The 25,974-nt window shown below is 71.3% G+C and carries 25 protein-coding genes; 12 read left to right on the top strand and 13 right to left on the bottom strand.

The window, feature by feature from the left end; translation table 11 throughout:
• Positions 1-67 precede the first annotated feature (67 nt).
• The 7 genes from ACTRO_RS28810 to ACTRO_RS28840 form a co-directional block, all read right to left on the bottom strand.
• The gene (locus ACTRO_RS28810) at positions 68-2,140 is read right to left on the bottom strand and encodes a glycosyl hydrolase family 18 protein (protein WP_245594519.1); all 2,073 of its coding nucleotides are present in this window, start codon (positions 2,138-2,140) and stop codon (positions 68-70) included.
• 267 nt (positions 2,141-2,407) lie between these two features.
• Entirely contained in the window at positions 2,408-3,574 is a 1,167-nt protein-coding gene (locus ACTRO_RS28815) for an ABC transporter ATP-binding protein (protein WP_034268077.1), read from the bottom strand.
• On the bottom strand, positions 3,571-4,479 hold the full coding sequence (locus tag ACTRO_RS28820) for an ABC transporter permease (RefSeq protein ID WP_211244442.1): 909 nt from the start codon (positions 4,477-4,479) through the stop codon (positions 3,571-3,573). The genes ACTRO_RS28815 and ACTRO_RS28820 overlap by 4 nt, the downstream gene beginning before the upstream one ends.
• Positions 4,476-5,333 carry an ABC transporter permease gene (locus tag ACTRO_RS28825; RefSeq protein ID WP_034268079.1) on the bottom strand — a complete coding sequence of 286 codons (858 nt, stop codon included), beginning with the start codon at positions 5,331-5,333 and terminating at the stop codon, positions 4,476-4,478. The genes ACTRO_RS28820 and ACTRO_RS28825 overlap by 4 nt, the downstream gene beginning before the upstream one ends.
• Positions 5,333-6,493 carry an ABC transporter substrate-binding protein gene (locus ACTRO_RS28830; RefSeq protein WP_034268082.1) on the bottom strand — a complete coding sequence of 387 codons (1,161 nt, stop codon included), beginning with the start codon at positions 6,491-6,493 and terminating at the stop codon, positions 5,333-5,335. The genes ACTRO_RS28825 and ACTRO_RS28830 overlap by 1 nt, the downstream gene beginning before the upstream one ends.
• Before the next feature lie 89 nt (positions 6,494-6,582).
• Complete coding sequence (locus ACTRO_RS28835) at positions 6,583-7,281, bottom strand: HAD family hydrolase (RefSeq protein WP_034268086.1); 699 nt, start codon at positions 7,279-7,281, stop codon at positions 6,583-6,585.
• Positions 7,278-8,381: a TIGR03364 family FAD-dependent oxidoreductase gene (locus tag ACTRO_RS28840; protein WP_034268089.1), complete on the bottom strand. Its 1,104-nt coding sequence runs from the start codon at positions 8,379-8,381 to the stop codon at positions 7,278-7,280. Before ACTRO_RS28840 ends, ACTRO_RS28835 begins: the two co-directional genes overlap by 4 nt.
• 300 nt (positions 8,382-8,681) lie before the next feature.
• Between ACTRO_RS28840 and ACTRO_RS28845 the strand changes: the two genes are divergently transcribed.
• The gene (locus ACTRO_RS28845) at positions 8,682-9,425 is read left to right on the top strand and encodes a GntR family transcriptional regulator (RefSeq protein ID WP_034268091.1); all 744 of its coding nucleotides are present in this window, start codon (positions 8,682-8,684) and stop codon (positions 9,423-9,425) included.
• 55 nt (positions 9,426-9,480) lie between these two features.
• Positions 9,481-9,927, top strand: a complete 447-nt coding sequence (locus tag ACTRO_RS28850) for a hypothetical protein (protein WP_034268094.1) — start codon at positions 9,481-9,483, stop codon at positions 9,925-9,927.
• 7 nt (positions 9,928-9,934) lie between these two features.
• Here the strand turns inward: ACTRO_RS28850 and ACTRO_RS28855 are convergent, their stop codons facing one another.
• Positions 9,935-10,897, bottom strand: a complete 963-nt coding sequence (locus ACTRO_RS28855) for a mechanosensitive ion channel family protein (RefSeq protein ID WP_211244443.1) — start codon at positions 10,895-10,897, stop codon at positions 9,935-9,937.
• Between the two features lie 385 nt (positions 10,898-11,282).
• Here ACTRO_RS28855 and ACTRO_RS28860 point away from each other — a divergent pair, with 385 nt between their 5' ends.
• The 5 genes from ACTRO_RS28860 to ACTRO_RS28880 all read left to right on the top strand — a co-directional run bounded on the left by ACTRO_RS28860 (position 11,283) and on the right by ACTRO_RS28880 (position 17,242).
• The gene (locus ACTRO_RS28860; RefSeq protein ID WP_084317178.1) at positions 11,283-11,957 is read left to right on the top strand and encodes an HNH endonuclease; all 675 of its coding nucleotides are present in this window, start codon (positions 11,283-11,285) and stop codon (positions 11,955-11,957) included.
• Between the two features lie 213 nt (positions 11,958-12,170).
• The gene (malQ, locus tag ACTRO_RS28865) at positions 12,171-14,231 is read left to right on the top strand and encodes a 4-alpha-glucanotransferase (RefSeq protein WP_034268097.1); all 2,061 of its coding nucleotides are present in this window, start codon (positions 12,171-12,173) and stop codon (positions 14,229-14,231) included.
• 69 nt (positions 14,232-14,300) lie between these two features.
• Positions 14,301-14,678, top strand: a complete 378-nt coding sequence (locus ACTRO_RS49165; RefSeq protein ID WP_211244444.1) for a hypothetical protein — start codon at positions 14,301-14,303, stop codon at positions 14,676-14,678.
• 7 nt (positions 14,679-14,685) lie between these two features.
• On the top strand, positions 14,686-15,033 hold the full coding sequence (locus ACTRO_RS28875; protein WP_051451544.1) for a DUF5130 family protein: 348 nt from the start codon (positions 14,686-14,688) through the stop codon (positions 15,031-15,033).
• Positions 15,034-15,250: 217 nt separating this feature from the next.
• The gene (locus tag ACTRO_RS28880) at positions 15,251-17,242 is read left to right on the top strand and encodes a methylmalonyl-CoA mutase family protein (protein WP_034268100.1); all 1,992 of its coding nucleotides are present in this window, start codon (positions 15,251-15,253) and stop codon (positions 17,240-17,242) included.
• A gap of 110 nt (positions 17,243-17,352) precedes the next feature.
• On the opposite strand, the gene ACTRO_RS28885 is transcribed toward ACTRO_RS28880, so the two are convergent.
• The 3 genes from ACTRO_RS28885 to ACTRO_RS28895 all read right to left on the bottom strand — a co-directional run bounded on the left by ACTRO_RS28885 (position 17,353) and on the right by ACTRO_RS28895 (position 19,512).
• The gene (locus tag ACTRO_RS28885; RefSeq protein ID WP_051451545.1) at positions 17,353-17,670 is read right to left on the bottom strand and encodes a hypothetical protein; all 318 of its coding nucleotides are present in this window, start codon (positions 17,668-17,670) and stop codon (positions 17,353-17,355) included.
• 320 nt (positions 17,671-17,990) lie between these two features.
• Positions 17,991-18,272, bottom strand: coding sequence for a hypothetical protein (locus ACTRO_RS49170; protein ID WP_051450305.1), 282 nt, complete (start codon positions 18,270-18,272; stop codon positions 17,991-17,993).
• Positions 18,247-19,512, bottom strand: a complete 1,266-nt coding sequence (locus tag ACTRO_RS28895; protein ID WP_034261336.1) for an IS4 family transposase — start codon at positions 19,510-19,512, stop codon at positions 18,247-18,249. The genes ACTRO_RS49170 and ACTRO_RS28895 overlap by 26 nt, the downstream gene beginning before the upstream one ends.
• Positions 19,513-19,646: 134 nt before the next feature.
• On the opposite strand from ACTRO_RS28895, the gene ACTRO_RS28900 reads away from it, so the two are divergent.
• Positions 19,647-19,967, top strand: coding sequence for a hypothetical protein (locus ACTRO_RS28900; RefSeq protein ID WP_034268102.1), 321 nt, complete (start codon positions 19,647-19,649; stop codon positions 19,965-19,967).
• A 51-nt stretch (positions 19,968-20,018) separates the two neighbouring features.
• Here ACTRO_RS28900 and nucS read toward each other — a convergent pair whose 3' ends face one another.
• Positions 20,019-20,678, bottom strand: coding sequence for an endonuclease NucS (gene nucS / locus ACTRO_RS28905; RefSeq protein WP_034268105.1), 660 nt, complete (start codon positions 20,676-20,678; stop codon positions 20,019-20,021).
• A gap of 415 nt (positions 20,679-21,093) precedes the next feature.
• Here nucS and ACTRO_RS28910 point away from each other — a divergent pair, with 415 nt between their 5' ends.
• Entirely contained in the window at positions 21,094-21,498 is a 405-nt protein-coding gene (locus tag ACTRO_RS28910) for an SCO5389 family protein (RefSeq protein ID WP_034277185.1), read from the top strand.
• 374 nt (positions 21,499-21,872) lie between these two features.
• Complete coding sequence (locus ACTRO_RS28915) at positions 21,873-23,654, top strand: 3-hydroxyacyl-CoA dehydrogenase family protein (protein WP_034268108.1); 1,782 nt, start codon at positions 21,873-21,875, stop codon at positions 23,652-23,654.
• Here ACTRO_RS28915 and ACTRO_RS28920 read toward each other — a convergent pair.
• Complete coding sequence (locus ACTRO_RS28920; protein ID WP_084316596.1) at positions 23,639-24,664, bottom strand: LLM class flavin-dependent oxidoreductase; 1,026 nt, start codon at positions 24,662-24,664, stop codon at positions 23,639-23,641. The two genes, ACTRO_RS28915 and ACTRO_RS28920, sit on opposite strands and share 16 nt — an antisense overlap.
• Positions 24,665-24,751: 87 nt before the next feature.
• Here ACTRO_RS28920 and ACTRO_RS28925 point away from each other — a divergent pair, with 87 nt between their 5' ends.
• Together ACTRO_RS28925 and ACTRO_RS28930 are read left to right on the top strand one after the other, a co-directional pair.
• The gene (locus tag ACTRO_RS28925) at positions 24,752-25,549 is read left to right on the top strand and encodes a helix-turn-helix domain-containing protein (protein WP_034268111.1); all 798 of its coding nucleotides are present in this window, start codon (positions 24,752-24,754) and stop codon (positions 25,547-25,549) included.
• A gap of 47 nt (positions 25,550-25,596) precedes the next feature.
• The gene (locus tag ACTRO_RS28930; protein ID WP_034268113.1) at positions 25,597-25,896 is read left to right on the top strand and encodes a hypothetical protein; all 300 of its coding nucleotides are present in this window, start codon (positions 25,597-25,599) and stop codon (positions 25,894-25,896) included.
• The last annotated feature ends 78 nt before the right edge of the window (positions 25,897-25,974 follow it).

A 25,974-nucleotide genomic window follows, 5' to 3' on the forward strand; every position in this document is an offset into this window, starting at 1 on the left:
ACTGACGGACCGCCCGCGTCACCTGGGGCGATGTGGCTGTCGTGGTGCGGCTACCGGCGCCGGCGGCTCACCCGGTCAGGGAGAAGTCGTCCGCGTAGTAGGTGCCCTCGCCGTACCAGCCGTGCACGTACACGGTCAGTGAGGTCTGGGACGCGCCGGTGGTGATGCTCAGCGAGAGGGGCTGGTAGCCGCCGGCGCTCGGGGTCCAGTTGTCGCCGCCGCCGGTGTCTCCGATGAAGACGTAGGCGCCCTCGACGTACCCGCTGAGTGTGTAGGTGTGGTTGGGCGAGACGGTGACGGTCTGCGTGCACTGGGCGTCGTCCGAGTTGGACGCGGCGCCGGAGAGCGCGTGGCTGCCGGAGTGCACCGGCGAGCCGACCACCGAGTCCACGCTCGAGCAGGTCCAGCCGGTCAGGCTGCCGGCCTCGAAGCCCGGGTTGGTCAGCAGGTTGCCGCCGGAGCCCGTGCCGGTGGAGCTCGCGCTGGGGCTGGCCGAAGCGCTCTTCGAGGGGGAAGCACTGGCCGACGCCGACGCGCTGGCCGAGGCGCTGGCCGACGCGGAGGCGCTCGCGGACGCGGACTTGCTCGCGCTCGCGGAGGCGCTGGAGGTCGGCGGCGCGGTCGGGCAGCTGCTCGCGGAGCCGTTCATGTCGGTCACGGCGTCGTTGAACAGCGTCGTGCCCGGGTCGAGGTCGTAGAGCGAGAACATCATGAAGCCGCCGTATCCGTTGCAGTGCACGTAGTTCGCCTGCGTCTGGATGGACTGGGCGGATTCGCCTCCGTAGAAGTTCGTCCCGTCATAGAAGTAGGCCGAATCGGTGACGGGATCCCAGTACGTGTCCGCGGAGTTGGCGACGACGTTCTCGATCTCCTTGTACATCGCCACGCCTGGGACGGCCCCGGACAAGGTCTGCCCGGCCGATGGTCCGGATGCCGTCTGATAGAGCCCGTGGTTCGAGCCAGCCGCCACCCCGGTCCAGCCGCGGTAGTAGAACGGGATGCCCACTAAGAGTTTGCTCGCCGGGAAGCCGCCGGTGATCCCGTATTGGGAGTCCCCGCTGCTCCAGGCTCTCATCGCGTTGTCGATGCTGTAGGTCTCGCTCCCGCCGGCCGCCGGGGTCTCGGGCGAGTTCGGGTTGGCGAACAGCGGGTTCTGCTCGTCGGTCGGGCCGGTCGCGTTCCAGGCGCCGTACATGTCGTAGGTCATGACGTCGCCGAAGGTCAGGTACTGGCCGATCTGGCTGGTCTGGATCTTGTCGATCTTGTCCTGGCCGCCCGGCAGCGCGGCGGCGAGGGCGTAGGTCTTGCCGTTGGCGGTGCCGGCCGTGTTGAGCTCGCTGCGGAACTCGGCCAGCAGGGCGGTGTAGTCGGCGGTGTCGTTGGGGGAGGTGATGTTGCCGAGGTGGCCGCCGGTCGAATCGGGGTACTCCCAGTCGATGTCGAAGCCGTCGAAGATCCCGGCCGCCGAGCCGGTGCCGCCGTAGCCGTTCTCCACCGGGAGGTTGCCGTTGATGAACATGTTGATGCAGGAGGAGACGAAGGCCTGCCGGGAGCTCGCGCTGGCCGCCATCGGGGAGAAGTACTTCGAGTAGGTCCAGCCGCCGATGGAGAGCAGGATCTTGAGGTTCGGGTACTTCGCCTTGAGTTCCTTGAGCTGGTTGAAGTTGCCCTCGATCGCCTGGTTGTAGACGTCGGCGGTGCCCGAGACGGAGTTGGCCGCGCTGTAGCTCATGCCGTAGTCGGCGACCGCGTCCTCGGCTCCGTCGCCGGCGTTCGGGTCGTTCTCGCCGGCCGGGTCGGGGTCGGTGGCCTTCGTGTTCTCGAAGCAGGTGTAGGGCGCGGTGTTGCTGATGTTCTCGAAGTCGTAGATCAGGTAGTTCAGCTTGCCCGCGATGCCCTCGGTGTCGAGGTCCTTGAGGTAGAAGGCGTTCTGGTAGACGGACCACTGGTCGTAGTAGGCGACCTTGAGTCCGCCGGTGGTGGCCGCGGCCGGGACCGCTCCGGTGCCGGCGGTGGCCGCGGCGGCCGAGCCGGCCCCGGCGGCGCCCGCGGCGACCAGGCCGGTGGCGACGAGGGCGGCGCACGCCATCGCCGCCGCGGCGCTCCGGCCGCGGCTGAGCATGGATGATCGGAATCGCATGGTGCTCCTGGGTGCAAGAGGTGGGTGATCTCCGCGGCCCAGCGTGCGCGCGCCTCGCGTTGGCCTCTTTATCCGTGTACTGCCGCCGGATGGCCGAGTCAAGGGAATGGACTAGACCAATCTTGGACGCGGTGGTCGAGACCAGGCTCGGTTGAACCGCTCCTAACTGCGTCTTAAGGCGGCGCTGGAAAACCCGAAGGGCTGAAGCTGACACAGCCTCAGCCCTTCGCGGCGACGATCGGCCCGTCCCGATCGGGCTCGTCCCGATCAGCCCTGCGCGACCTGCTCGCCGCCGTCCTCGACCGCGAGCACCGGACGCGGCGCCGGGAGCAGCCGCACGCACGAGCCCACCGGGAACTCGGCGGCGCGGTGCGAGGCGAGGTCCGCCTTCGCCTCCGTGCCGTCGCCGAGCCGCACGGTCAGCCGGGTGATCGCGCCCAGGAACGTCGCCATCAGCACCTGGCCCACGCCCGCTTCCGCCGCGTCGGCCGAGCCGGGCTCGGCCGTCGGCGCCGGCTCCAGGTCCAGGCCCTCCGGGCGGATCAGCACCTTGACCTTCGTGCCGGCGGCCGGGCAGACGCCGTCCACCGGCAGCTCCCGACCGGCCACCCGCACCCGGCCGGGCTCCAGGATCTGGCCCGGCAGGTGGTTCATGGTGCCGACGAACTGGGCCACGAACGCGGTGGCCGGACGGTCGTAGAGCTCGGCCGGGGCCGCGCACTGCTCCAGCGAGCCGGAGCGCATGACCGCGACCCGGTCCGCCATCGACAGCGCCTCCTCCTGGTCGTGCGTGACGAACAGGGTGGTGATGCCGAACTCCTGCTGGATCCGGCGGATCTCCTCGCGCAGCTGCAGCCGCACCTTCGCGTCGAGGGCGGAGAGCGGCTCGTCGAGCAGCAGCACCTTCGGCCGCACCGCCAGCGCGCGGGCCAGCGCGACCCGCTGCTGCTGGCCGCCGGAGAGCTGGTGCGGGTAGCGGTCGCCCATCCCGGCCATGCCCACGAGCTCGAGCAGCTCGGCCGCCTGCCCGCCCCGCTCGCCCGCGCCGATCTTGCGCAGCCGCGGGCCGAAGCCGACGTTCTGGGCCGCCGTCAGATGCGGGAAGAGGCTGTAGGACTGGAAGACCATGCCCATGTCCCGCTTGGCCGCGGACAGCTTGGTCAGCTCCTTGCCGTCGAGCCGCACCGTGCCCTGGTCCGGGCTGTCGAAGCCGGCCACGATCCGCAGCGCGGTGGTCTTGCCGCAGCCGGATGGGCCGAGCAGCGCCACCAGCTCGCCCGGGGCCAGCGCCAGGTCGAACCCGGCCAGGGCGCGGGTGGCGCCGAAGGAGCGGTGCAGCCCGGACAGCTCCAGGCCCACGCCGCGGGCCGGCGCGGCGGCGGCCTCGGACCGGCGGGGGGCGGACTGGTCGGGGGCGGGGACGGTCGCGGTCATGCGGAACTCCGGTCGGTGCCGACGACGGCGCGGCGGCCGCCGAGGAAGGAGACGAGGAACAGCACTGCCCAGGACAGCAGCAGGCTGAGCAGCGAGACGGCCGGGGCCAGCTGGCCGCTCTGGGCGCCCTGGCTGTCCTCGACGATCCACACCGAGAACGGCTGGAACTGCAGGATCGAGGAGATCGTGTACTCGCCGAAGACCAGCGCCAGGGTCAGGATCGCCCCGGAGAGCAGGCCGACGCGCAGGTTCGGGATCACCGCCCGCCAGATCGTCACCGGCCAGGACGCGCCGAGTCCGCGCGCCGCCTCCACCAGCGTGCGCAGGTCCACCGTGCGCAGGCTCGCGTCGAGTGAGCGGTAGGCGAACGGCATCGCGATCAGGACGTAGACGATCGGCAGGATCCACGGCGTGTTCGGGTCGCGCAGGTCCACCGAGAGCTGGAACAGCGGCGTGCCGGGGTCGTGGTCGGTGCCCCAGCCGAGCACCGTGTTCACGCCGACGACCAGGGCCACCGGGGAGAGCACCAGAGGCACCATGGCCAGCGATTCGAGCACCGGCCGCAGCTTCGGCAGCCGCAGCTGTACCGCGATCATCGCCGGGATCAGCAGGACGTATTCGAGCACGATGGTCAGCAGCGCGACCTTGAAGGTGAACCAGACGCTGCTCGCGAAGCCCTGCGCGCCGAACATCTGGCCGTAGGGGGAGAGGCTGAAGTGGTGTGTGCGCGAGTTGTACACGGTGAACCAGAAGCACGCGGCGAGCGGCACCACGAAGTAGATCGCGAGCAGGCCGAGCACCGCGCCGCGCCACCACCGCACCCGGCGCAGGTCGATCCGCCCGGAGCTTGCCGCGGGCCCGGGCGCCGCCGCGGCGGCGGGCTCGGTCTCGGTGAGCGTCGTCATGATTCCAGCCACTTCGCGCTGCGTCGCCGCAGCGGCAGGTAGACGGCCATCATCAGGCCGCAGACGATGATCGTGTTCAGTGCCAGCGCCATGCCCAGGTTCGCCTGGTTCGCGATCACGTTGCCGGAGAGCACCGATGCGATCTGGGTGGTGACCAGCGGGACCGTGCCGCTGCTCAAAGCGCGCGCGGTGGCGTAGGCGGCGAACGCGGAGCCGAAGCAGAGCACGAATCCGCCGAGTGCGGACGGCAGCAGCAGCGGACCGCCGATGTAGCGCCAGTACTGCCAGGCCGAGCCGCCGAGATTGGCCGCTGCCTCCCGCCACTGCCGGCGCAGGCCGTCCAGGGCCGGGAGGGTGGTGAGCACCATGAGCGGCACCATGAAGTACGGGTAGACCACGAGCAGGCCGGCGAAGGTGCCGAGCTGGAAGCTCGGCCACACGGCGTTGAGCCAGGACAGGAACACCCCGCCGGTGCCGATGGTGGCGATGAAGCAGAAGGCCAGCGGGATGCCGCCGAAGTTGGCCAGCACGCCGGAGGCGGTGAGCACCGCCTGCTTGAGGTACCGGCCGCGGGACTGCGCGATCGCGTACGCCGCGAACAGGCCGACCACCGCGGAGATCACGGCGGTCAGCAGGGACAGGCGCAGCGAGCTGAGCATCCCGGTGAGGTAGATCCCGTGCCAGGAGGTGGTGAAGTTCGAGGCCGTGAAGTGGTTGACGCCGGTGATCGGGTCGGGGCTCTGGATGCCCTCCCAGATCAGCGCCCACACCGGCAGCCCCAGCGCGACAGCGCAGTACCCGAGGAGCGGCAGGACCGCTCCCCAGGCACCGAGCTTCTTACCGGATCGAGCCATTAGCCGAGAGCCGCGGCCCAGGCGGAGGTCAGCGCGGCCTGCGCCGTGTTCTGCTGGTCGGTGGTGGGCAGGTTGGCTGTGCCGGTCACCGAGGGCAGGTTCTTCTCGTCGGTGGCGTCCAAGGTGCCGGCCGTCTGCATCGCCTCGAACTCGGCCGGACGGGCGAAGCCGCCCATGAAGTCGTTCTGGCCGGTCGCGCTGTAGAGGTACTCCTCCCACAGCCGCGCGGCGGCCGGGTGCGGGGCGTACTTGTTGATGGCCTGGTCGTAGTAGGCCGAGTAGAGGCCGTCACTCGGGATCGAGACGGTCAGGTCGATGCCCTTGGCCTTGAGGTCGGCGGCGAACTGCGAGTTGTTGAACTCCCAGTCGATGGTGATCGGGGTGGCGCCGGACTCGATGGTGGACTCGGTGTCCGTGGTGGCGTTGTACTCGCCGTTCTGCTTGAGCTTCTTGAAGAAGTCGATGCCCGGCTGGATGTTGCTCAGCGAGCCGCCCTGGGCCAGCGAGGCCGCCCACACGGCCGAGAACGCGGCGTTGGCGCTGGTCGGGTCGCCGGAGATGGCGACCTTGCCCTTGTAGGAGGCCACGTTCGCCGGGTTGATCAGGTCGGCGAAGGTCGTCGGGCACGGAGCCGGGGCGACCTTGGAGGCGTCGCAGGCGATGGAGATGTAGCCGCCGTAGTCGCCGTACCAGGTGCCGTTCGCGTCCTTGAGGTCGGCCGGGATGGAGGACCACGAGGAGACCTCGTACGGCGCGAACAGCTTGGTGTTCGGCACCGCGTGCGAGTTGCCGACGTCGAGCACGTCCGGCGCGGTGGACAGGCCCTTGTCGGAGGTGACGGCGGTGATCTCGTCACCGGAGGAGCCGTTGGGGTTGGCGTCGTTGATCTTGATGCCGTACTTCGCGGTGAAGTCGTCCATGAGCTTGCCGTAGTTGGCCCAGGTGCGCGGGAGGGTGATGACGTTGAGCGTCCCCTCCTTCTTCGCCTCGGCGACCAGGGCGTTCATGCCGCCGGCGGCGGAGGCCGAGGCGACGGTGTTCCAGTTGACGGAACCGGATCCGCCGGAGGCGTCGGAGCCGGAGGACTTGCTAGAGCTGCAGGCGGAGGCGGCCAGCGTCACGGCGGCGGCCGCGCAGGCGAGCTTGGCTATGCGGTGCATCGAATGATCAGCCTTCTGTGAGAAGAGGGAGGAAACGGTGCGTGGTCGGTGGAGCGTGGAGCGGGAATCGGTAGCGGGAGTTCGGGGTGTCACGGGTGGAGCTGTCGGGCGTGCTCGCGCAGCAGGTCCGGGAACTCGGCCACCTGGCCCAGCACTCGGGTAGCGCCGGCTGCGAGGAGCGCCGCGCGGTCGTGCGCGCCGGTGAGCACGCCCGCGACGATGGGGGCTCCGGCGGCGAGGCCGGAGCGGATGTCGGAGGCCGTGTCGCCGAGGACGGCCACGGCCCGGGGCTCGTCGTCGGCCAGGCGGGCCGCGGCGGCGAGGATCATGTCCGGGTGCGGGCGGCCGCGGCCGCCGACCTCCCCGGGGGTGAGCGAGAGGTCGACCAGGCCGCGCCAGCCGAGGTGCTCGAGCAGCGCGTCGGCGGTGGCCCGGGAGAAGCCCGTGGTCAGCGCGACGGCCACGCCCTCGGACCGCAGCGCGGCGAAGGCCTCCTCGGCTCCCGGCAGCGCGCGGGTGAGCTCCACCCGCGCGCCGTAGGCGAGCTCGAAGGCCGCATTCCCCTCCTGCGCGGCCTGCTCGTCGCCCGGGAACAGGGCGCGGAAGACAGTGATCTTCGATTCGCCCATGGTGTCCACGACGTACTCGGTCATCCGCTCCCGCTCGGCCGTCTCGGTCACCCGGAGGGTGTCGAGGGCGGCCGAGAAGGCGGCCAGAACGAGGCCGTCGTCGGCCACGGTGGTGCCGGCCATGTCCAGGCAGGCCAAGCGGATGGCGGCGGTACTCATGCGGATTCCAACTCGTCGAAGGTCTCCCCGGCGATCCCGGGGGAGCAGGTCATGCCGCGGCCGCCGGGCGCGGTCACGGCGATCACGCCGGGCCGGACCCGCGAGCGGTGGTAGAGCGCGCCGTCGGTGGTCTCGCTGTAGACCCCGGCCCAGCGCCGGCGCACCGGCGGCAGCGGCCGGCCGAGCAGGGCCTCGGCGACCTCGCGCAGGTGGGTGTAAGGGGCCTCCTCGACGGCGAAGTCGAAGGGCTCGTCGTAGGCGTGCGTGTCGCCGATGGTCAGGCCGCCGTCCGCGCGCTGGACCATGAGCAGCTGCATCCGGTGCGCGGCGGCGATCGGCGCCTGCGGGCCGAGCCGGTCGAGGCCGGCGTCCCGGTAGGCGGGGTAGTAGCGGAAGGAGTCGCCGTCGGCGACCGAGGTGGTCAGCTCCTCGCCGAGCGGCTCGGTCTGCATCATCTGCAGCCGGCAGCGGCGGATCGGCGCGGCGCTCAGGTGCGCCCCGGCGACGCCGGTCAGCGCCGCGCCGGTGGCGAGCACCACCACGTCGCCCCGGTGCGTCTCACCGGTGTGGTCGAGCACCGCGTGGTCCTCGAGGTCGACCGCCTGCCGGCCCGGCAGCCAGGTGTAGCCCGGGAACGCGGACAGCCGCTCGCGCACCGCGCCGAGCACCTGGCCCGGTTCGACCGAGCCGTCCTCGGTGGCGAGCAGGCCGCCGAGGAGTTCTCCGCGCAGGGCCGGGTTGGCCTTGCGCACCTCCTCGGCGTCGAGGTAGGTGAACCCGTGCTCGGCGGCGTGCGGGCCGGCCGCGGCGGACTTGGCCACGGCGGCCTCGGCCTCGTCGCGCACCACGGTGATCGAGCCGCGCGGACGGAAGCCGACGCCGGGCACGTCCTGGGCGATCTCGGCCCAGCGCTTGCGGGCGCGGCGGGCGAGCGCGAGTTCGGCGCCGTCGGCCCGGCCGGAGACCCAGACGAGTCCGAAGTTGCGCACCGAGGCGCCGCGGGGGCCCGCCTCGCGCTCCAGGTGCACCACTTCGTACCCGCGCAGGCAGGCCTCGTACGCGTGCATGGTGCCGAGGACTCCGCCTCCGACCACGATCATCCGGGCTGACGCCACGTTACGTTCACTCCACCCACATCTGCCGTGCGGCGACAGGACACGAACCTGTCTGGACAAGTGGATTTAGCCGGGCGGAGGTGGCCGGGTGGTGAACGAGGACCGATCTTCCGGTGGAGGCTGGCGCAATAACTGCTCCGGGGCCGGTTGGACCAGTGCGACGGTCGTAGGCCACACTCATCAACGGGCCGGTTCTCGCGGTACGGTCGTGCGCTACACGGTGCGCCGGCGCGGCCGGTTCCGAGGAGGGACCGGGCGTCGGCGCGAGGCGGAGAGAAGGGTGAGATGGCGGCGCGTTACCAGCAGATCGCGCAGGAGCTGCGGGAGGCGATCCGGCAGGGCACCTACGCGATCGGCACGCTGCTGCCCTCGGAGGGCGAGCTCGCGGCGCGGTACCGGGTCTCGCGCGGGACGGTCCGTCAGGCCGTCGCAGCGCTCGAACAGGACGGCTCGGTGGCGGTGCGTCAGGGCGCGCGCCGGGTGGTGCTCGGGGAGGTGCCCACCAACAGTTTCGCCGAGATGCAGAGCTTCTCCATGTGGGCGGTCAGCCGCGGCCACCACCCGGGCGCGGTGGTGCTGAGCGCGGCGAAGGGGCCCTCGACCGAGGACGAGGCGGCCCGGATGCGGGTGCCGCTGGGCGATCCGGTGCTGCGGCTCAACCGGGTGCGCACCCTGGACGGGGATCCGGTGATGGTCGAGCGGTCCTTCTTCCCGGAGTCGGTGGCCGACCACATCCTGGCGATGGACCTGACCGCGGGCTCGATCACCGAGCAGCTGACCGGGCTCGGCTTCGTGCACGCCCACGGCGACCACCTGATCGACGCGGTCTCGGCCGGCACGCTCGACGCCAGGCTGCTCGGCGTGCGCCGGGGCAGCCCGCTGCTGCGCCAGCGCTGGCTCGCCTCCTCGCCCACCGGCCAGCCGCTGGCCTGGTCGGAGGACAGCTACCGGGCCGACGCGGTGATCATCAGCGTGCGCAACTCGATGTCTGCCAACACCCTGGCGCGCTTGTCCGGGCGTCGCGCGTAGGGCTCACCGACGGGCCGGGAGCGCGTCGGAGTACGCGGCGTAGTACGTTCCGGGCGTGGAGGGGGAGCAGCGTGCCCATCGGGTCGGCCGGGATCTCGTGCTGGTCGGCGAACAGGGCATCGAGCTGCGCCGGGCCAGGCGCGCACCGGTGTCGGTGCCGTGGGCCGCGATCGGGTTGCTCCGTGAGGAGACAGGCGGCGATCCGCGGAGGAAGGTGCTGCGCGTTCATCTGCACGACGGCCGCATTCTCGACTTGCCCGCGCCGGCGGAGTCCGCCGAGATCCTCAAGGCCTGGCGTAGAAGCTACGCCACGCGCGGTCCGAATCCGCACGACTCGGTTCCGCTGGATTTCCGTCGCGCCACCGCGCAGCAGGTCGATCTCGCCGACCTCGCGGACGCGGTGCCGGGCGAGACCCCGGAAGACGACGTGACCGCCTATCAGGCCGCCGCTCTCATGCGGATGCGGAGGTGGACGCAGCGGCTCAAGCGGCCGCGCGGCTGACGGCGGCTCAGGGGACGGCGACGAGCTCTATCCCGGCGGCGTCCAGCGCGAGCTTGATCCGGGCCCGCAGCTCCCGCGCCACCTCGTAGTTCTTCTGCGGGGCGGTGCGCGCCTGGACCCTGATGACCACGGCGCCGCCGTTGAGGTTCTCGATGCCCATCACCTGCGGCGGCTGGTCGTCGAGGAAGCGCGGGCGCCAGTGCTCGTCCTCGTACATGTCCTCGACCATGACCGTGAGCACCTCGTGCACGCGCCCGACATCCTCGCCGTAGTGCACCGGGACGTCCACCACCGCCCGGCTCCAGCCCTGGGACTGGTTGCCCACCCGGGTGATCGAGCCGTTGCGCACATACCAGATCTCGCCGTCGGCGTCGCGCAGCTTGGTCACCCGCAGTCCCACCTCGAGCACCGTGCCCTTGGCCAGGCCCGTGTCCACCACGTCGCCGACGCCGTACTGGTCCTCGAGGATCATCGAGACGCCGGCCAGGAAGTCCGTGATCAGGTCCCGGGCGCCGAGGCCGATCGCGACGCCCACGGCGGAGACCGAGGCCAGGATCGGGGTGATCGGGATGTGCAGCACCGAGATCACCATGAGCAGGCCCACGCCGAAGATGACCGAGGAGGCCACCGACCGCAGTACCGAGCCCATCGCCTGGGTGCGCTGTCGGGCCCGCTCGTAGGCCACCAGCCCGGAGCCCTCGAGCAGCCGGCCGGCCCGCGACTCGGCCACCTGCGTGGTGTGCCGCACGATCCGGTTGATCGAGCGGGTGACGAAGGCGCGCAGCAGGACGCAGCCGACGATGACGCAGAGGATCTGCACTCCGTCACCGAGCAGTACCGAACCGTGAGCGGAGAGCCAGTTCGCCGCCTTGCCCGGATCGACCTCGATCGGGTTCACGCCCGTGCTGCTGGGCGACGGGGACGGCGACAGCGAGGCGGCCGCGAACAGCGTGGTCACAGGTCCGCTCACCCTCTCTCCGGCTCGACCCGACCCCCGACACGTTAGCGGATCGACTCCTACCGGTGGCCGGGTGTCCATCGGCCCGACCGCGGCCTGCGGCAATAATCTTTCCACACTGCGTGAAAACACAGTGGCGCGGGAACAACACCGAAAGCCACACTAGATGCGGCTAAGCATGATGCCCTGAGAAGGGCGACGCGGTCGGGTGTGTGATCGTGGGAACGTACGTATCAGTACGGACGTTCCGGCGAACCCGGCGCGCGGCGGAGGGGCCATGGTTCCGTCATGGCCGTACCGCCCGCGGGTTCGAAGCCGACGGACACAGCGTCGTCAGTCGAGGGGTACCCGGAGTCCGGTGCGAGCCACGTGCCGGGCACTGACCAAGGAGCCCCAGTTGCCTCATACGCTGGTCCTGAACGCGTCCTATGAACCTCTGTGCGTCGTGCCGCAGCGCCGCGCGGTGGTCCTCGTCCTCAATCGCAAGGCCGTCACCCTCGAGGGCACCGGAGCCTCGCTGCACGCCGCCGGAGCCCGCGGCGTCGGCTGGGAGCTGCCGGCGCCCTCGGTGGTCAAGCTCACCCGTTACGTGCGCGTGCCGCTGCGGCGCGGCGTGCCGCTCACCCGCCGGGCGATCTTCGCCCGCGACGGCGGCCGCTGCGTGTACTGCGACGCGCCCGCCACGAGCGTGGACCACGTGATCCCGCGTTCCCGCGGGGGCCAGCACGCCTGGGACAACGTCGTCTCCTCCTGCCGCCGCTGCAACCACGTCAAGGCCGACCGGCCGCTGCCGGAGCTCGGCTGGCGGATGAAGCGGACACCGGTGCAGCCCAACGGTTCGGCCTGGCGGATCCTGTCCTCCGGCCGCACCGACCAACGGTGGCTGCCGTACCTGCGCGGGTACGGCGTCGACCTGGAACTGCTGCCGTTCGAGCCGCAAGGGCCGGACGGCGTTTCCATTCCGATAGGCGTCCCGGCTGTCCAGGGCGGACCGATCGCGACCGCGGTGGCGATCGTCGCGGCCCCCGCCCCGGCTCCGACCGCCGGCCCCGTCACTCCGTTGGCCGCCTGACCCGACCCGAGATCGCAGCCACCCGCCCCGGACCGCGCCAGCCGCGGTCCGGGGCGCGGCGTGTCCGGCGCGCCCCCGCTTCATCATGGTGTGGATACTCCGCTTGTGACTCTCGCCTCTTCGGCCGGGAACACGCTGCTCGGAGCCGGTGCGCCCGGGGTCCGGCGGCGGGGCGCCACTTTCGCCCGGGGCCGGAACGCGACAGAATGAAGCATGAGCCCAGGGCCCGATCTGATGGCGCTCGCTCGCGCCTACGGCATTTCGACCGAATACCACGACTGGCGCGGCCGCCGGATCGAGGTGGCCTCGGCCACCCTGATCGCCGTCCTCGCCGCCTTCGGGGTGGACGCCTCCAGTCCCGAGAGCTGTCGCAGTGCCCTGCATACGCGCCGAGCGCGACGGGCGCTGCCGGCCTCGGTGGTGCTGCGCGCGGAGGCCGGCGCCGCCAACGGACGCGGCACCGAGGTGACCGCGATCGGCCCGGCCGACTCGTCCCCGCGGCTGTGGATCGAACTCGAGGACGGCAGCCGCCGGTACGACCTGGCCAACGTGCGTTCGCGCCCGGGCCCGGCGCACGACCAGGTCGAGTACGACTTCGCCCTGCCGGCCGGCCTCCCGCTCGGCTGGCACCGGCTCACCGGCACCTGGGCCGGGCGCACGCTCTCCTGCCCGCTCGCGGTCGCGCCGCACCGGCTGGACACCGGCGCCGAGCGCGGCCGGGCCTGGGGGCTCTCGCTGCAGCTGCACGCGGTGCGCTCGCGCCAGTCCTGGGGCATGGGAGACCTCGAAGACCTCGCCCAGCTCGCCCTGGTGGCCGGGCAGGACCTCGGCGCCGGCTTCCTGGTGGTCAATCCGCTGCTGGCCTCCAGCGGCGTCGAGCCGATCGACCCCTCGCCGTACCTGCCGGCCTCGCGCCGCTACCCGGACCCCGCGCACCTGCGGGTCGAGTCCACCTTCGAGTACGCGTACGCGCCGGCCGAGGTGCGCTCGCGCATCGACGAGCTCGGCCAGGACCTGCGCAAGGCGAACCCGTCCGGCGACCTGCTCGACCGGGACCTGGTGTGGGAGGCGAAGATCCAGGCGCTGCGGCTGCTGCGGGACCTGCCGCCGGCCTTCCGCGGCCCGGGCCGGGACGCCGACTACCGCGCGTTCCTGCGGCGGGAGGGCGCCGCGCTGCGCACCCACGCCACCTGGATGACCATCGTGGCCGTGCACGGCACGCACACCGAGGACTGGCCGGACGCTCTCGCCGACCCGCACAGCCCGCAGACCCGGGCCTGGCAGCGCGCCGAGGCGGCCGAGATCGAGCTGCACTGCTGGATGCAGTGGCTGCTCGACGAGCAGTTCGCCGCCGCCCGCGCCGCCTGCGAGCGCGCCGGCATGCCCTACGGCGTCATCCACGACCTGCCCATCGGCGCCCAGGCCGACGGCGCCGACGTCTGGTCCGACCCCGAGGTCTACGCGCACGGGGTGACCGTGGGCGCGCCGCCGGACGAGTTCAACCAGTCCGGCCAGAACTGGGCCTCGCGCCCCTGGCGGCCGGACAAGCTGGCCGAGACCGGCTACCTGCCCTACCGCCAGATCCTCACCAACGCGCTGCGCCACGCCCACGGCCTGCGGATCGACCACGTGATGGGCCTGTTCCGGCTGTGGTGGATCCCGGAGGGCTTCAGCCCGGATCAGGGCACGTACGTCAGTTACGACCACGAGGCGATGCTCGGCGTGCTCACGCTCGAGGCGTACCGCGGCGAGGCGCTGCTGATCGGCGAGGACCTCGGCACGGTCGAGCCCTGGGTGCGCGCGGAGCTGGCCGGCCGCGGGATCCTGGGCACCAGCGTGCTCTGGTTCGAGCGCGACGAGGACACCGGCCGGCCGCTGCACGCGGCCGAGTGGCGCTCGGCCTGCCTGGCCACGGTCACCACGCACGACCTGCCGCCGACCGCGCAGGTGCTGGCCGGCGAGGCCTTCGACGCCGAGGACTGGCTCGAGTCGCTGCGCCGGGAGGGCCTGCTGCGCCGCGGCGCGGGCGAGCCGGAGACGGTGGACGCGCTGCACCGGTACCTGGCCTGGACTCCGGCCCGGCTGGTCGGCGTCTACCTGCCCGACGCGGTCGGCGACCGGCGCCCGCACAACCTGCCGGGCACCGACGGCGACGCGTACCCCAACTGGCGCTATCCGCTCGCCGACGGCACCGGCGCGCCGGTGCTCCTGGAGGACCTGGCGACCAACGCGCGGGTGCGCTCGCTCGCGCGGGCGCTGCGGGCGCTCGGCTAGCATCCGCTGCCCCCTGCGAACGGCCTACCTGCCTGCGAGACCGGATCCGGAGTCGAGTAACGTTGGGCTGTGACTATCACAACGCCATCGCGCCGAGCGGTGCGGGCCGGAACCGTGGTCGCGCTCACCAGTGCGCCGCTGCTGGCCGCCACTTCGGCGTTCGCAGCCAACTTCCAAGGCGAGGACCCCGGTCCGCGCCTGTCCGTCCTGCAGACCCTCGGGATCTTCCTCGGCATCCCGATCGCCCTGTTCCTGATCATCGCGTTCCTGGTGATGCTCCCGGGCTGGGTGCGCGGCGACCGCAACCGGTCCGAGGTCGGCTGGGACGAGCAGAGCGCGGCCAAGGCCCGCGAGGAACTGCGCACCGGCAGCCTGCCGCAGACCGGGGAAGACAAGGCCAAGGCCGGCAGCTCGAGCGGGACCGGCGGGGCAAGTGGCTCCTGGTGAGGCGGCGATGACGATCGAATCCGGGCAGATCCAGCGGGCGATCAAGCTCGCGGAGCGGCGCACCGGCCTGAACTGGTCGGTGTTCGTCGGCGACCTCGGCACCGAGCCGCGGACCGAGGCGCTGACCCGGCACGGCGCCCTCGGGCCGGCCGCGGCCGAGTCGGTGCTGGTCGCGGTGGACCCGGCGCACCGCAAGCTGGAGATCGTGACCGGCGCCCGGGCCCGCAAGCGGCTGGACGACCGGTCCTGCGCGCTGGCCGCCGCGTCGATGGCGGGCACCTTCGCGGTCCGCGACCTCGACGGCGGCATCGCCCGAGGCATCCTCGCGCTGGTCGAGCACGTGCGCCGCGGCTGAAGCCCGCTCCGGCCCCTTCCGGCCTCGCCCGTCCGCCACACCGGACGCGCGGGGCCGTAGTTTTTCGCCCGCTGTTCCCGCCCGCTGTTCTGCGCCCCGGATCGCACCGATCCGGCGGCCGCGCCTTCCCAAGCTTGTTACCGGCCAGTAGGATCCCGGTCGAGAGCGCCGACTGACCCTCCCAGCGGCGACCGAACAGCGGAAGGTGCCCTGCGTCATGTCTGCGAGCAGCGGGAAGCGCGACCGGCCCTGGGTGATGCGCACCTACGCGGGCCACTCCACCCCGGCCGAGTCCAACGCCCTCTACCGGCGCAACCTGGCCAAGGGGCAGACCGGCCTGTCCGTGGCCTTCGACCTGCCCACCCAGACCGGCTACGACGCCGACGCGGAGCTCGCCTCGGGCGAGGTCGGCAAGGTCGGCGTGCCGATCGCGCACCGCGGCGACCTGGCCCGGCTGTTCGAGGGCATCCCGCTGGCCGAGATGAACACCTCGATGACGATCAACGCCACCGCCATGTGGCTGCTCGCGCTCTACCAGGTCGTGGCCGAGGAACAGGGTGCTGATCCGGCGCTGCTGGCCGGCACCACACAGAACGACATCGTCAAGGAGTACCTCTCCCGCGGCACCTACGCGTTCCCGCCGGCTCCGTCGCTGCGGCTGACCACGGACATGATCTGCTACACCGTCAGCGCCCTGCCGAAGTGGAACCCCATCAACATCTGCAGCTACCACCTGCAGGAGGCCGGCGCCCGGCCGGTGCAGGAGATCGCCTACGCGCTCTCCACCGCCATCACCGTGCTCGACGCCGTGCGCGACTCCGGGCAGGTCCCGGCCGACCGCTTCGACCGGGTGGTGGAGCGCATCTCCTTCTTCGTGAACGCCGGAGTGCGTTTCGTCGAAGAACTCTGCAAGATGCGTGCCTTCACCCGGCTGTGGGACGAGATCACGCGTGAGCGCTACGGCGTCACCGATGCCGCCGCACGCCGCTTCCGCTACGGAGTACAGGTCAATTCACTGGGCCTGACGGAGGCCCAGCCGGAGAACAACGTCGCGCGCATCGTGCTGGAGATGCTGGCCGTGACGCTCTCCAAGGGCGCCCGGGCCCGTGCCGTGCAGCTGCCCGCCTGGAACGAGGCGCTCGGCCTGCCGCGGCCTTGGGACCAGCAGTGGTCCCTGCGTCTGCAGCAGGTCCTCGCGTTCGAGTCGGATCTGCTCGAGCACGGCGACCTGTTCGACGGCTCCCACGTGATCGAGGCCGAGACCACGGCGCTCATCGACGCGGCGCGCGAGGAGATGGGCAAGATCGAGGACATGGGCGGGATCGTCGCCGCGGTCGAGTCCGGTTATCTCAAGGCCCAGCTCGTCTCCGCGCACGCCGAGCGCCGGGCCCGGATCGAGTCCGGCGAGCAGATCGTGGTCGGGGTCAACGCCTTCCGGGAGACCGAGCCCAATCCGCTCACCGCCGACCTCGACGCCGCCATCCAGACCGTGGACGCGGCCGTCGAGCAGGAAGCCGCCGACGCCCTGATCCGCTGGCGCGCGTCCCGGGAGGCCGCCGCCGTCGACGCGGCGCTCGCCCGGCTGCGTAAGGACGCTGTCGATCAGGGCACGAACCTGATGCCCGCGACCCTGCAGTGCGCCCGGGCCGGGGTGACCACGGGGGAGTGGGCCGGAGCGCTGCGCGAGGTCTTCGGCGAGTTCCGTGCCCCGACCGGCGTCGCCGCGGCGGCTGTGGGCACCCAGGTCTCGGCCGAACTCGCCGAGCTGCGCGCGCGGGTGCGCGCGGAGGGCGAGCGGCGCGGTCGCAGACCCCGGATGCTGGTCGGGAAACCGGGCCTGGACGGGCATTCCAACGGCGCCGAGCAGATCGCGGTGCGGGCCAGGGACGCCGGCTTCGAAGTGGTCTACCAGGGCATCCGGCTCACCCCGGCGCAGATAGCCGCGGCCGCCGTGGCGGAGGACGTGGACGTGGTGGGCCTGTCCGTGCTCTCCGGCTCGCACCTGCGCCTGGTGCCGAACGTGCTGCGGCTGCTCGCGGAATCCGGCGCGGGCGACGTGCCGGTCGTGGTCGGCGGGATCATCCCCGAGGCCGACGCGGAAGCCTTGCTCGCCCAGGGTGTCAAAGCCGTGTTCACCCCGCGCGACTACGACTTGACCACGATTCTGGGGCGAGTGCTGGACGTGCTCGGCCGGCCCGCCCTCGACTGACTTGCCCGAGGCCTCAAGTGCGGTGAGGAGAAAGCCGGATGCCCGGCGACCCCACCAGGTCGCCGGGCATCCGGCTTTCGTGCTGCGCTACCGCGGCGACGGCCTTCGGATCAGGCGTCGGCCTTCTCGGCGTCGGCGGCGTCCGGGATGTCGTGTGCCTTGATGAAGTCGTCGCCGAGCACCTCGTGGGCGGCCTTGAGGTGGTCGAGGTCGACCTCGCCGTGCTCCGCGGCGTGCCCGTCGAGGGCGCCGAGGATGCGGTCGACGGGCCCGTGCGTGCCGCCGAGGCGCTGCTCGGCGTACACGGCGACGCCCAGCTTCAGGAAGAGCTTGGCGCCGTGCCGGTGGGTGTTCCATTCCTCGATGGTGTGCTGGGTCTCGTCGAGAGCCTTCTCGGAGACTTCCAGCGCCTTGGCTATAAAGCTCATCGCGGTCCTCACAATCCGTGGAGGGCGGTTGGCGCTCCCCCTCTTTGCATGAACATGTGCTTGCCAGCGCACTTTACTCCACAAAAGGTGACGGGGCGTAGGGTCGAGCGCCGGGGAGTGCGGCGAACGGTCACGCGATTCCGTACGCCGTTTCCCGTCGACTCCCGATGGGCTGTCATCTGCCTTATGGGGCAAACGAATCCCGCGGTGGGGCGGGCATTGGCGGCGGTCCGGGCGGTCACCGTGCTCGGCGGTCTGCGCGTGGTGATGACGGTCGATCAGTTGGCGGACTATGCCCAATGCCGCTCACGGTAGATTGATCATGCGGTGAGTTCGAGGTTTCCCGTGCTGATCCGTCCCGGATGCAGCACTTGGCGTGCCGGCGGGAGGTTGGCGATGCGTAGGGTCGGCGGCCCGGCGTGGCGTACCCCGACATCAGTGGCCTTCTTCACGGCGTACTGGTTGTGACGTGCCCGTTTGACCACGCGCGGGTAGGAACGGTGGCGCCGCTCGCGATGCAGCTCGCGCGGTGCGGTGATCTCCGTGTTGAACCGCTCGAGCAGGGCCGCCAGGCCCTCAGGGGGAAAAGGCCGCCGGATCATCGATCCGGCGGCGGATGATGCGGACCGCGTTGGTGAACTTCACCCGGTCCGGGTCGATGTCCGCCTCGGTCGCGGCCCGACAGATCAGGGAGTTGATCGCATAGTGGGTGAGCAGGTAGCCGTAGAGCTCCTGGATCACCATGTCAGGGCTCTGGGACCGCATGACCTTCCCCGGTCCCCGTAGAACCGTCTTGGCCTGCGCGTTCGCCTGCTCGTGCTCCCACCGCTCGTGATATCCCGCCGCCAGCAGCGCGGCCGGGGCACTGCGCGCATCCAGCAGCGTCGTCAGCAGGCAAAACAGCTCCCGCTCCCCAGCGGTGCCCCGGTCCGCCACCTCGTACTCCACCACCCGAACCAGCCGCGCGCGATCCTCGAACTCCTCCAGATCCGCCCCCGCCCGAGCCGCCGCCAGGACCTGCTCACGGACCTTCGCCGAGGTACGCGACGCGAACACCACCGAGGTGTACGAGCCGTCCCCGAGCTTGGCGACCAGCGGCAGCGCAATCGTGTCACCCAGGCGCCACAGCAGCTCAGCACCCGTCTGCGACGCCTGACACCAGTCGGCGAACGAGTAGAAGTTGCGATCGGCCAACAACAGCATGTCCTGGTCGAGGAACCGGTAGAGCCGACGCGCCGCGGACTGCTCCCCGCTGCCCTTGCCGCCGCACGGCCCCGCGTCCGCGCCGATCGGAGCCCGCGAGCCGCACTCGACCAACGTCACCACCCGCATCTTCGGGAACGCCGACCGGTTGCCGCCCGAACCGGCGTACCCGAAGTACCCCGCGTTCGCCGCACTGTCCGGCACATCCCACTCGAACCCGTCGATCGAGACCATCCGCCTGCCCGCCAGCCACGCCCCCCGCGTCAGCATCCCCGCCACCGGCTGCGCAACCTGCTCGAACACCTCCCGGACCACGTCAGAACCCAGACGCTTGCGCGCCTGGGTGATCCCGCCCGACCCGGGACACTCCCACCCGGCGTCCCAACGCCCCCAATCCTTCAGGACCTCGGTCAACCGGGTCAGGACCTCCTGATAGTCCTCGTCCGCGAACAACGCCATCGCCATCGCGAAATACACCATGACATGCGCCGGAAGCTTCGCATCCGCCCGCTTCGCACCCCTGCCGAACTCCGCCACCGCGTCATCGATCACCACACGCGGCACCGCCGCCGCCAACAACCCGACCGACACATGATCCGTCAAACGGCCCGACAGGCCCTCCACAGCACTATGCGACACCCCCCGACCGTAACGCCCCACCAATCACCGCACGAACACACAGGTCACAAGCATGATCCCACTACGCTGAGCGGCATTGGGACTATGCCGGTGCGCCGATTTCGAGTCTTGATATCGGGCTGCGCAACGGGCCGGTGCGGGCCGGGCAGCTGGAACGGATCACCCAGGGAACTCATATCGGATATCGGCATCCGGACGCGGCCTGGACCAGTCTGCCCAGCCGCATCGAGGCGGCGCCGGCCGCGCTGGAGTTCGCGCGCTGGTACGCCGGCCGGCTCGGGTCGCTCGATCCGGCGGAGCGGGAGGCGGCCGGGCTGACGGCGCTGACGATCGCCGCCGCCGCGGCCGCGGCGGGCGACGGCGCTCTGGCGGCCCATATCCGCGGGCACTTGCGGCGACCCGGCCGGCGTTCGCGCACCGCGCTCACCGCCGCCTCGGCGCTCGCGCGCGGCTGAGGAACCCGGGAGCAGTGGAACTGAGGGACTGAGGACCGAGGAACCGAGGAACTAGAACAGCCGGGCGTCGGCGTCGTCGAAACCGCGCAGCACGTCGTAGTCCAGCACCTGGCAGTTGATGCCGCGGTCCGTGGCCAGCACCCGTGCCTGCGGCTTGATCTCCTGCGCCGCGAAGATCCCGCGCACCGGGGCCAGCAGCGGGTCCCGGTTGAGCAGCTCGAGGTAGCGGGTGAGCTGCTCCACGCCGTCGATCTCGCCGCGTCGCTTGATCTCCACGGCCACCGTCATCCCGGTCGCGTCCTTGCACAGGATGTCGACCGGGCCGATGGCCGTGGGGTATTCGCGGCGGATCAGCCGGTAGCCCTGGCCCAGCATCTCGATCTGGACCGCGAGCAGCTCCTGCAGGTGCGACTCCACGCCGTCCTTGCGCAGGCCCGGATCCACCCCGAGCTCGTGCTGGGAGTCGTGGAAGACCTCTTCTATCGCGATCACGAGCTTCTCGCCGGCCTTGTTCGTCACCGTCCACACGCCCGGCTCCTCGCGGACCGAGCACGGCGGGCTCATCCAGTTCAGCGGCTTGTAGGAGCCGCCGTCGGAGTGCACGAGCACCGAGCCGTCGGACTTCTGGATCAGCAGCCGCTTGGCACTGGGCAGGTGAGCGGCCAGTTTCCCGGCGTAGTCGACGCTACAGGTGGCGATGACGAGGCGCATCCGACTACCTTAGCCCGCTCGCTCCGGCGGCCGCCGGGGGAGCCGGGAGAATGCTCCGGAACCGGTGCCGGACCGGCGCGGAGCTGCTCCGGATCCGGGCCGGGAACCCGGCGCGATGTGATCCGGTAAGGCGCAGTTACCTGCGCTGGCGTACGCCCCGGCGCGGCGGACTCCGCGTTCATCGTGAGATCGGACATCCGGTGACACGCGATTCCACCACCGCCCCCCGGGCAGGGTTGAGTCCCGGGCGCCGGGGTCATTCATTCCCTGTGAGCGCACGATGACGGTGGCGCCACCTCACGGAATGACGGAACAGGGCCTGCACCCGGCGGTCGGCACCGCCGTGCCCCGGACCGCCTTCCGTGTCCACGCGACCGTCCGCCACCACGGCCGTTTTGAAGGAGAGTGCTTACCGATGTCCCTGGACGTCTCCCCCGACCTGTTGGCCGCCGCGGAGCGCGGAGAGGTCGCCGACCAGGAGTTCGCCGCCTGCGTGCGTGCCTCGCTGCCGTACGCCTGGCACATGATCAGCGGCCTGGCCACGCGGCTGCACGTCGAGGGCGGCCCCTTCGTCGACAACACCGTCCCGCCGAACACCCAGGAAGAGCGCGGCCAGCTGCTGCGCGCGCTCGCCTCGGACTCGATCCGCGGCTGCCTCGAGCGCTACTTCGGGGTGCGGCTCGCCTTCCAGAACTGCCACCGGGTCGCCGTCTTCCCGGCGGCCGACGGCCAGCCGGGCATGGAGTCCGGCGCCTATCGCCGTTTCGTCTCGCCCCGGGCCCAGTTGCTCAACCAGTCGCCGGAGTTGCGCGACTGCTGAGTGACCGGCCCCGGGCGGGGCGAATCCGAGACGGGGGAGGGGGAGGCACGACGCGGTACCGAAGGGAGTGATCGGCGCAACTGTCAGAGGCTTGTGTTGGACTGCACTGGAGGGATCGACACCCCGGTGGGGAGAGACCGGTCGTGGCCGCGGCACGCGCAGTGGAGGGCGTCGTGCGGCAGAAGGCCACGACCGGTCTCTGTGGTTTTCTCCCGCCGCCCCCGCCGTTGCTTGCTGCAGCGGCCGCGTGCGCGTGCCGTCGTCGATCTGTGTCGCCGCTCACACTGTCCGAGCCCGCGCCCGTCGTAGATACTGACGAGTAACCAATGGCCGTACCCTGGACCAGGGACGGTACGAGCGTGAGGGAGCCGGCAGTGTCGCGGGACTTCAGAACAGTGGGCGTGGTGGGCCTTGGCACGATGGGCGCCGGGATCGCGGAGGTCCTGGCCCGCAACGGGCTGCACGTCTTCGGCGTCGAGATGGACGCCGCCTCGCTCAACCGGGGCCGCGCGCACGTGGCCCACTCCACCCGGCGGGCGGTGGCCAAGGGCAAGCTCAGCCCCGAGGACGCCGCCGCGCTGCTGGACCGGATCACCTTCACCGCCGAGCTGACCGACCTGGCCGAGGCCGACCTCGTGATCGAGGCCATCCCGGAGCGGCTCGAGCTCAAGCGCCGGCTCTTCCAGCGGCTCGACGAGATCTGCCGGCCCGAGGCCGTCTTCGCCACCAACACCTCCTCGCTCTCGGTCACCGAAATCTCGGTCGCCACCTCCCGGCCCGGCCGGGTCGTGGGCATCCACTTCTTCAACCCGGCGCCGGTGATGAAGCTGGTCGAGATCGTGCGCACGGTGGTGACCGAGCCGGACGTGCTCGCGGACGTGGAGGCGCTGGCGCGGCGGCTGGGCAAGTCCCCGGTGGTCATCGGCGACAAGGCCGGGTTCATCGCCAACGCCCTGCTGTTCGGCTACCTCAACCACGCCGCCACCATGTACGAGGCCAGATACGCCAGTCGCGAGGACATCGACGCGGCCATGCGCCTCGGCTGCGGCCTGCCGATGGGCCCGCTGGCGCTGCTCGACCTGATCGGGCTGGACACGGCCTACGAGATCCTCGACACGATGTACAAGCAGTCGCGCGACCGCCTGCACGCGCCGGCCCCGATCTTCAAGCAGATGAAGACGGCCGGCCTGCTCGGCCGCAAGAGCGGCCGCGGCTTCTACACCTACGAGCAGCCCGGCGTGCCCACGGTCGTGCCGGACGAGGCGACGCCCGAGAGCGTCAAGCATCCGGTGCCCGGCCGCGCGATCGAGCGGATCGCCGTCGTCGGCTCGGGCACCATGGCCAACGGCATCGCCGAGGTCTGCGTCAAGGCCGGCCTCGCCACGGTCCAGATCGCGCGCGGCACCGAGAAGGCGCAGGCGGCCCGCGCGGCCATCGAGCGCTCGCTGGCGAAGGCGGTGGAGCGCGGCAAGCTCGACGACGAGTCTCGGCAGGCCGCCCTGGCCCGGCTGACCTCCAGCGCCGCGCTGAGCGACGCAGGGGATTGCGACGTGGTGATCGAGGCGGTGGTCGAGGACCTCGAGGTCAAGGCCGCGCTGTTCCGCGAGCTCGACGACGTCTGCAAGCCCGGTGCCGTACTCGCCACCACCACCTCGAGCCTGCCGGTGATCGACTGCGCCGTGATGACGAAGCGGCCGCAGGACGTCGTGGGCGTCCACTTCTTCAACCCGGCCCCGGTCATGAAGCTGGTCGAGGTGGTGCGCACGGTGGCCACTGCCCCGGACGTGCTCGCCACCGTGCACGAGCTTTGCGACAAGCTGGGCAAGCACGCCGTGGACTGCGGCGACCGGGCCGGTTTCATCGTCAATGCCCTGCTGTTCCCGTACCTCAACGACGCGGTCAAGATGCTCCAGGCGCACTACGCCACCGCCGACGGCATCGACACCGCGATGAAGCTCGGCTGCGGCTACCCGATGGGCCCGTTCGAGCTGCTGGACGTGGTCGGGCTCGACGTCGCCCTGGCCATAGAGCGGGTGCTGTACCTGGAGTTCCGCGAGCCGGGCTTCGCCCCTGCGCCGCTGCTCGAGCACCTGGTGACGGCCGGCTATCTGGGCCGCAAGGCGGGCCGCGGCTTCCGCGACTACACCACGGCCTGACGCACGGCGGCCGCGAAGTCGGCGCGGGCGATGCGGGCGAGCTGATCCCGGTGGTCGTCGAGTCCGAGGGCGGCGATACGGATCACGATGTGCCGGGCGCCCGCGTCGACGTACCGCCGCAGCCAGGCCGCGATCTGTTCTGCCGTGCCCGTGTTGATGGCCTGGATCGTCGAGACCTGCTCCAGCGCCATGCCGTAGCTGGCCGAGGTGAAGCGCCTGAGGACATCTTCACCAGCGGCTTTGTCGTCAGCGAGACGGACCGTGGCGAACAGCGCCGGGGTGAGCTCGCCCGGATCGCGGCCCGCGTCCGCAGCGGCCTGGCGCGCGTGCTCGATCCCTGACGCGTAGTCGCGTGCCTCAGGCGGGTAGGGCAACCAGCCGTCGTACAGCCGGCCGGTGCGCTCGAGGGCCCTCGGCGTCGCGCCGCCCAGCCAGATCCGCGGGCCGCCGGGCCGATGCGGGAGGGTGGGCTCGGGCAGTTCGTCGAAGCGCAGGAGCTCGCCGTGGAAGGACCGTGGGCTGCCGGGCGTCCACAACTGCCGCCACAACGCGACGGTCTCGTCGAGCCGGGTGAAGCGCCGCGGCCAAGGGACCTCGGAGACCTCGTGCATGGGCTGGCCGAGCCGACCGGGGAAGCCGGCGCCCACCGCAGCCACCAGCCGACCGGCGCTGAGCAGGTCGATCGAGGCGAGCGCGTTCGCCGCCTGCACCGGCCGGCGCAGCACCGGCAACAGCGCCGCTGTGCCCAGGGTGACCCGCTCGGTGGCCGCGGCCAGCGCGGAGAGCATGGTCAACGCCTCGATCCGCGGGCTGGCCAGGGAGTCGTTGACCCAGAGCGAATCCAGCCCGAGGGCTTCGGCACGCCGGCCGAAGGCGATCAGGTCGCGGGGATCCTCGCCGTCCCAGAGAAAGCGGCTGATCGGTACCAACACGCCGACGCGAACCGGCTCGCCGTTCTCCTGTGGCGCGGTCCGGGCGGCGCTCGTACTCGCGGATGCTGTCGTGTTCACACCTTCGATGCTCCGTCGTGCGCAGTATCGCCACAATTCCCTGCGGGTAATCGACCGGCCTCGCCGACGCCCGCTATAACGGGAACCGTGGAATTCGCCGCGGCGTTACGGGAGCGCCGAGTCCGCGTGCGGCTGAGCCAACTCGAATTGGCCTCCCGCGCCGGTACATCCCAGCGCCATGTCAGCTTTCTGGAAAGCGGCCGATCGGTCCCGGGACGGGAGATGGTGGTGCGTCTGGCCGAGTCGCTCAGGCTCCCGCTGCGCGATCGCAATAGCCTGCTGGTGTCCGCGGGGTTCGCGCCGGTCTACTCCGAGACCTCGATCGAGGCGGCCGACCTGGCTCCGACCCGAGCGGCCCTCATGCACATCCTGCGCGGCTACACGCCGTATCCCGCCGCCATCCTCGACCGCGCCGGCACGCTGCTCGCCGCCAACTCGGCCTTCGACGCCTTCGTCGAGGGAGCGGACGAACAACTGCTCGCGCACCCGGCGAACCTCTACCGGCTCGCCCTTCATCCGTGCGGCCTGGCGCCCCGCATCCGGAACTTCCCGCAGTGGTCGCGGCACGTGGTGGAGAACCTGCACCAGGCGCACCTGCGCGATCCGGACGAGCGACTCGCCGCGTTGAGTGCGGAGTTGTCTGCGTACATTCCGGAAAGCGCCGGAAGCTCGCCCCTGGGCTTCGCCGTGCCCTTGGATATCGCCTCCGCGCACGGCGATCTGCGCCTGATGACCACGATCAGCACGTTCGCCACCGCCGTGGACGTGACCGTCTCGGAGCTCAAACTCGAGGCCTTCCTGCCCGTGGACGAGCAGAGCGCGGAGTCGCTGCGGCGCGCCGTCGGGCGACGGAGCGACGAGTGCTCCCGCTGGTACGGCAAATAGGCTGTGCTAGGGACTGAAACGGACGAACGGGCTGCGAGAATGGTCGGGTGAGCCCGCGCAGGAACACCAGCCGACCCGCCCGAGACCCGGACGACCTCGCGCGCGCCTTCGGCCACCAGCACACCGAGTCCGGCGCCGACGGCGACTGGGTGGTGCGCGCGGTGACCGGCGCGGCCGCGGGCAAGATCTACCGCTGCCCGGGCTGCGACCACGAGGTCACCCCGGGCACGCCGCACCTGGTGGTGTGGCCCGCCGTGCCCGAGTACGGCTCCGGCGGCGGCGTGGCCGATCGTCGGCACTGGCACACCCCGTGCTGGAACGCCCGGTCCCGGCGACGCCGGCGCTGACAACCCGTACGGCCCCGTTCGCGCGCCGACGGTGCCCGGGCAGCCCGAGGATGGAACGGCCAACGTCGCCGGACGATC

The sequence above is a fragment of the Actinospica robiniae DSM 44927 genome (genome assembly GCF_000504285.1).
GTDB classification, from domain to species: domain Bacteria; phylum Actinomycetota; class Actinomycetes; order Streptomycetales; family Catenulisporaceae; genus Actinospica; species Actinospica robiniae.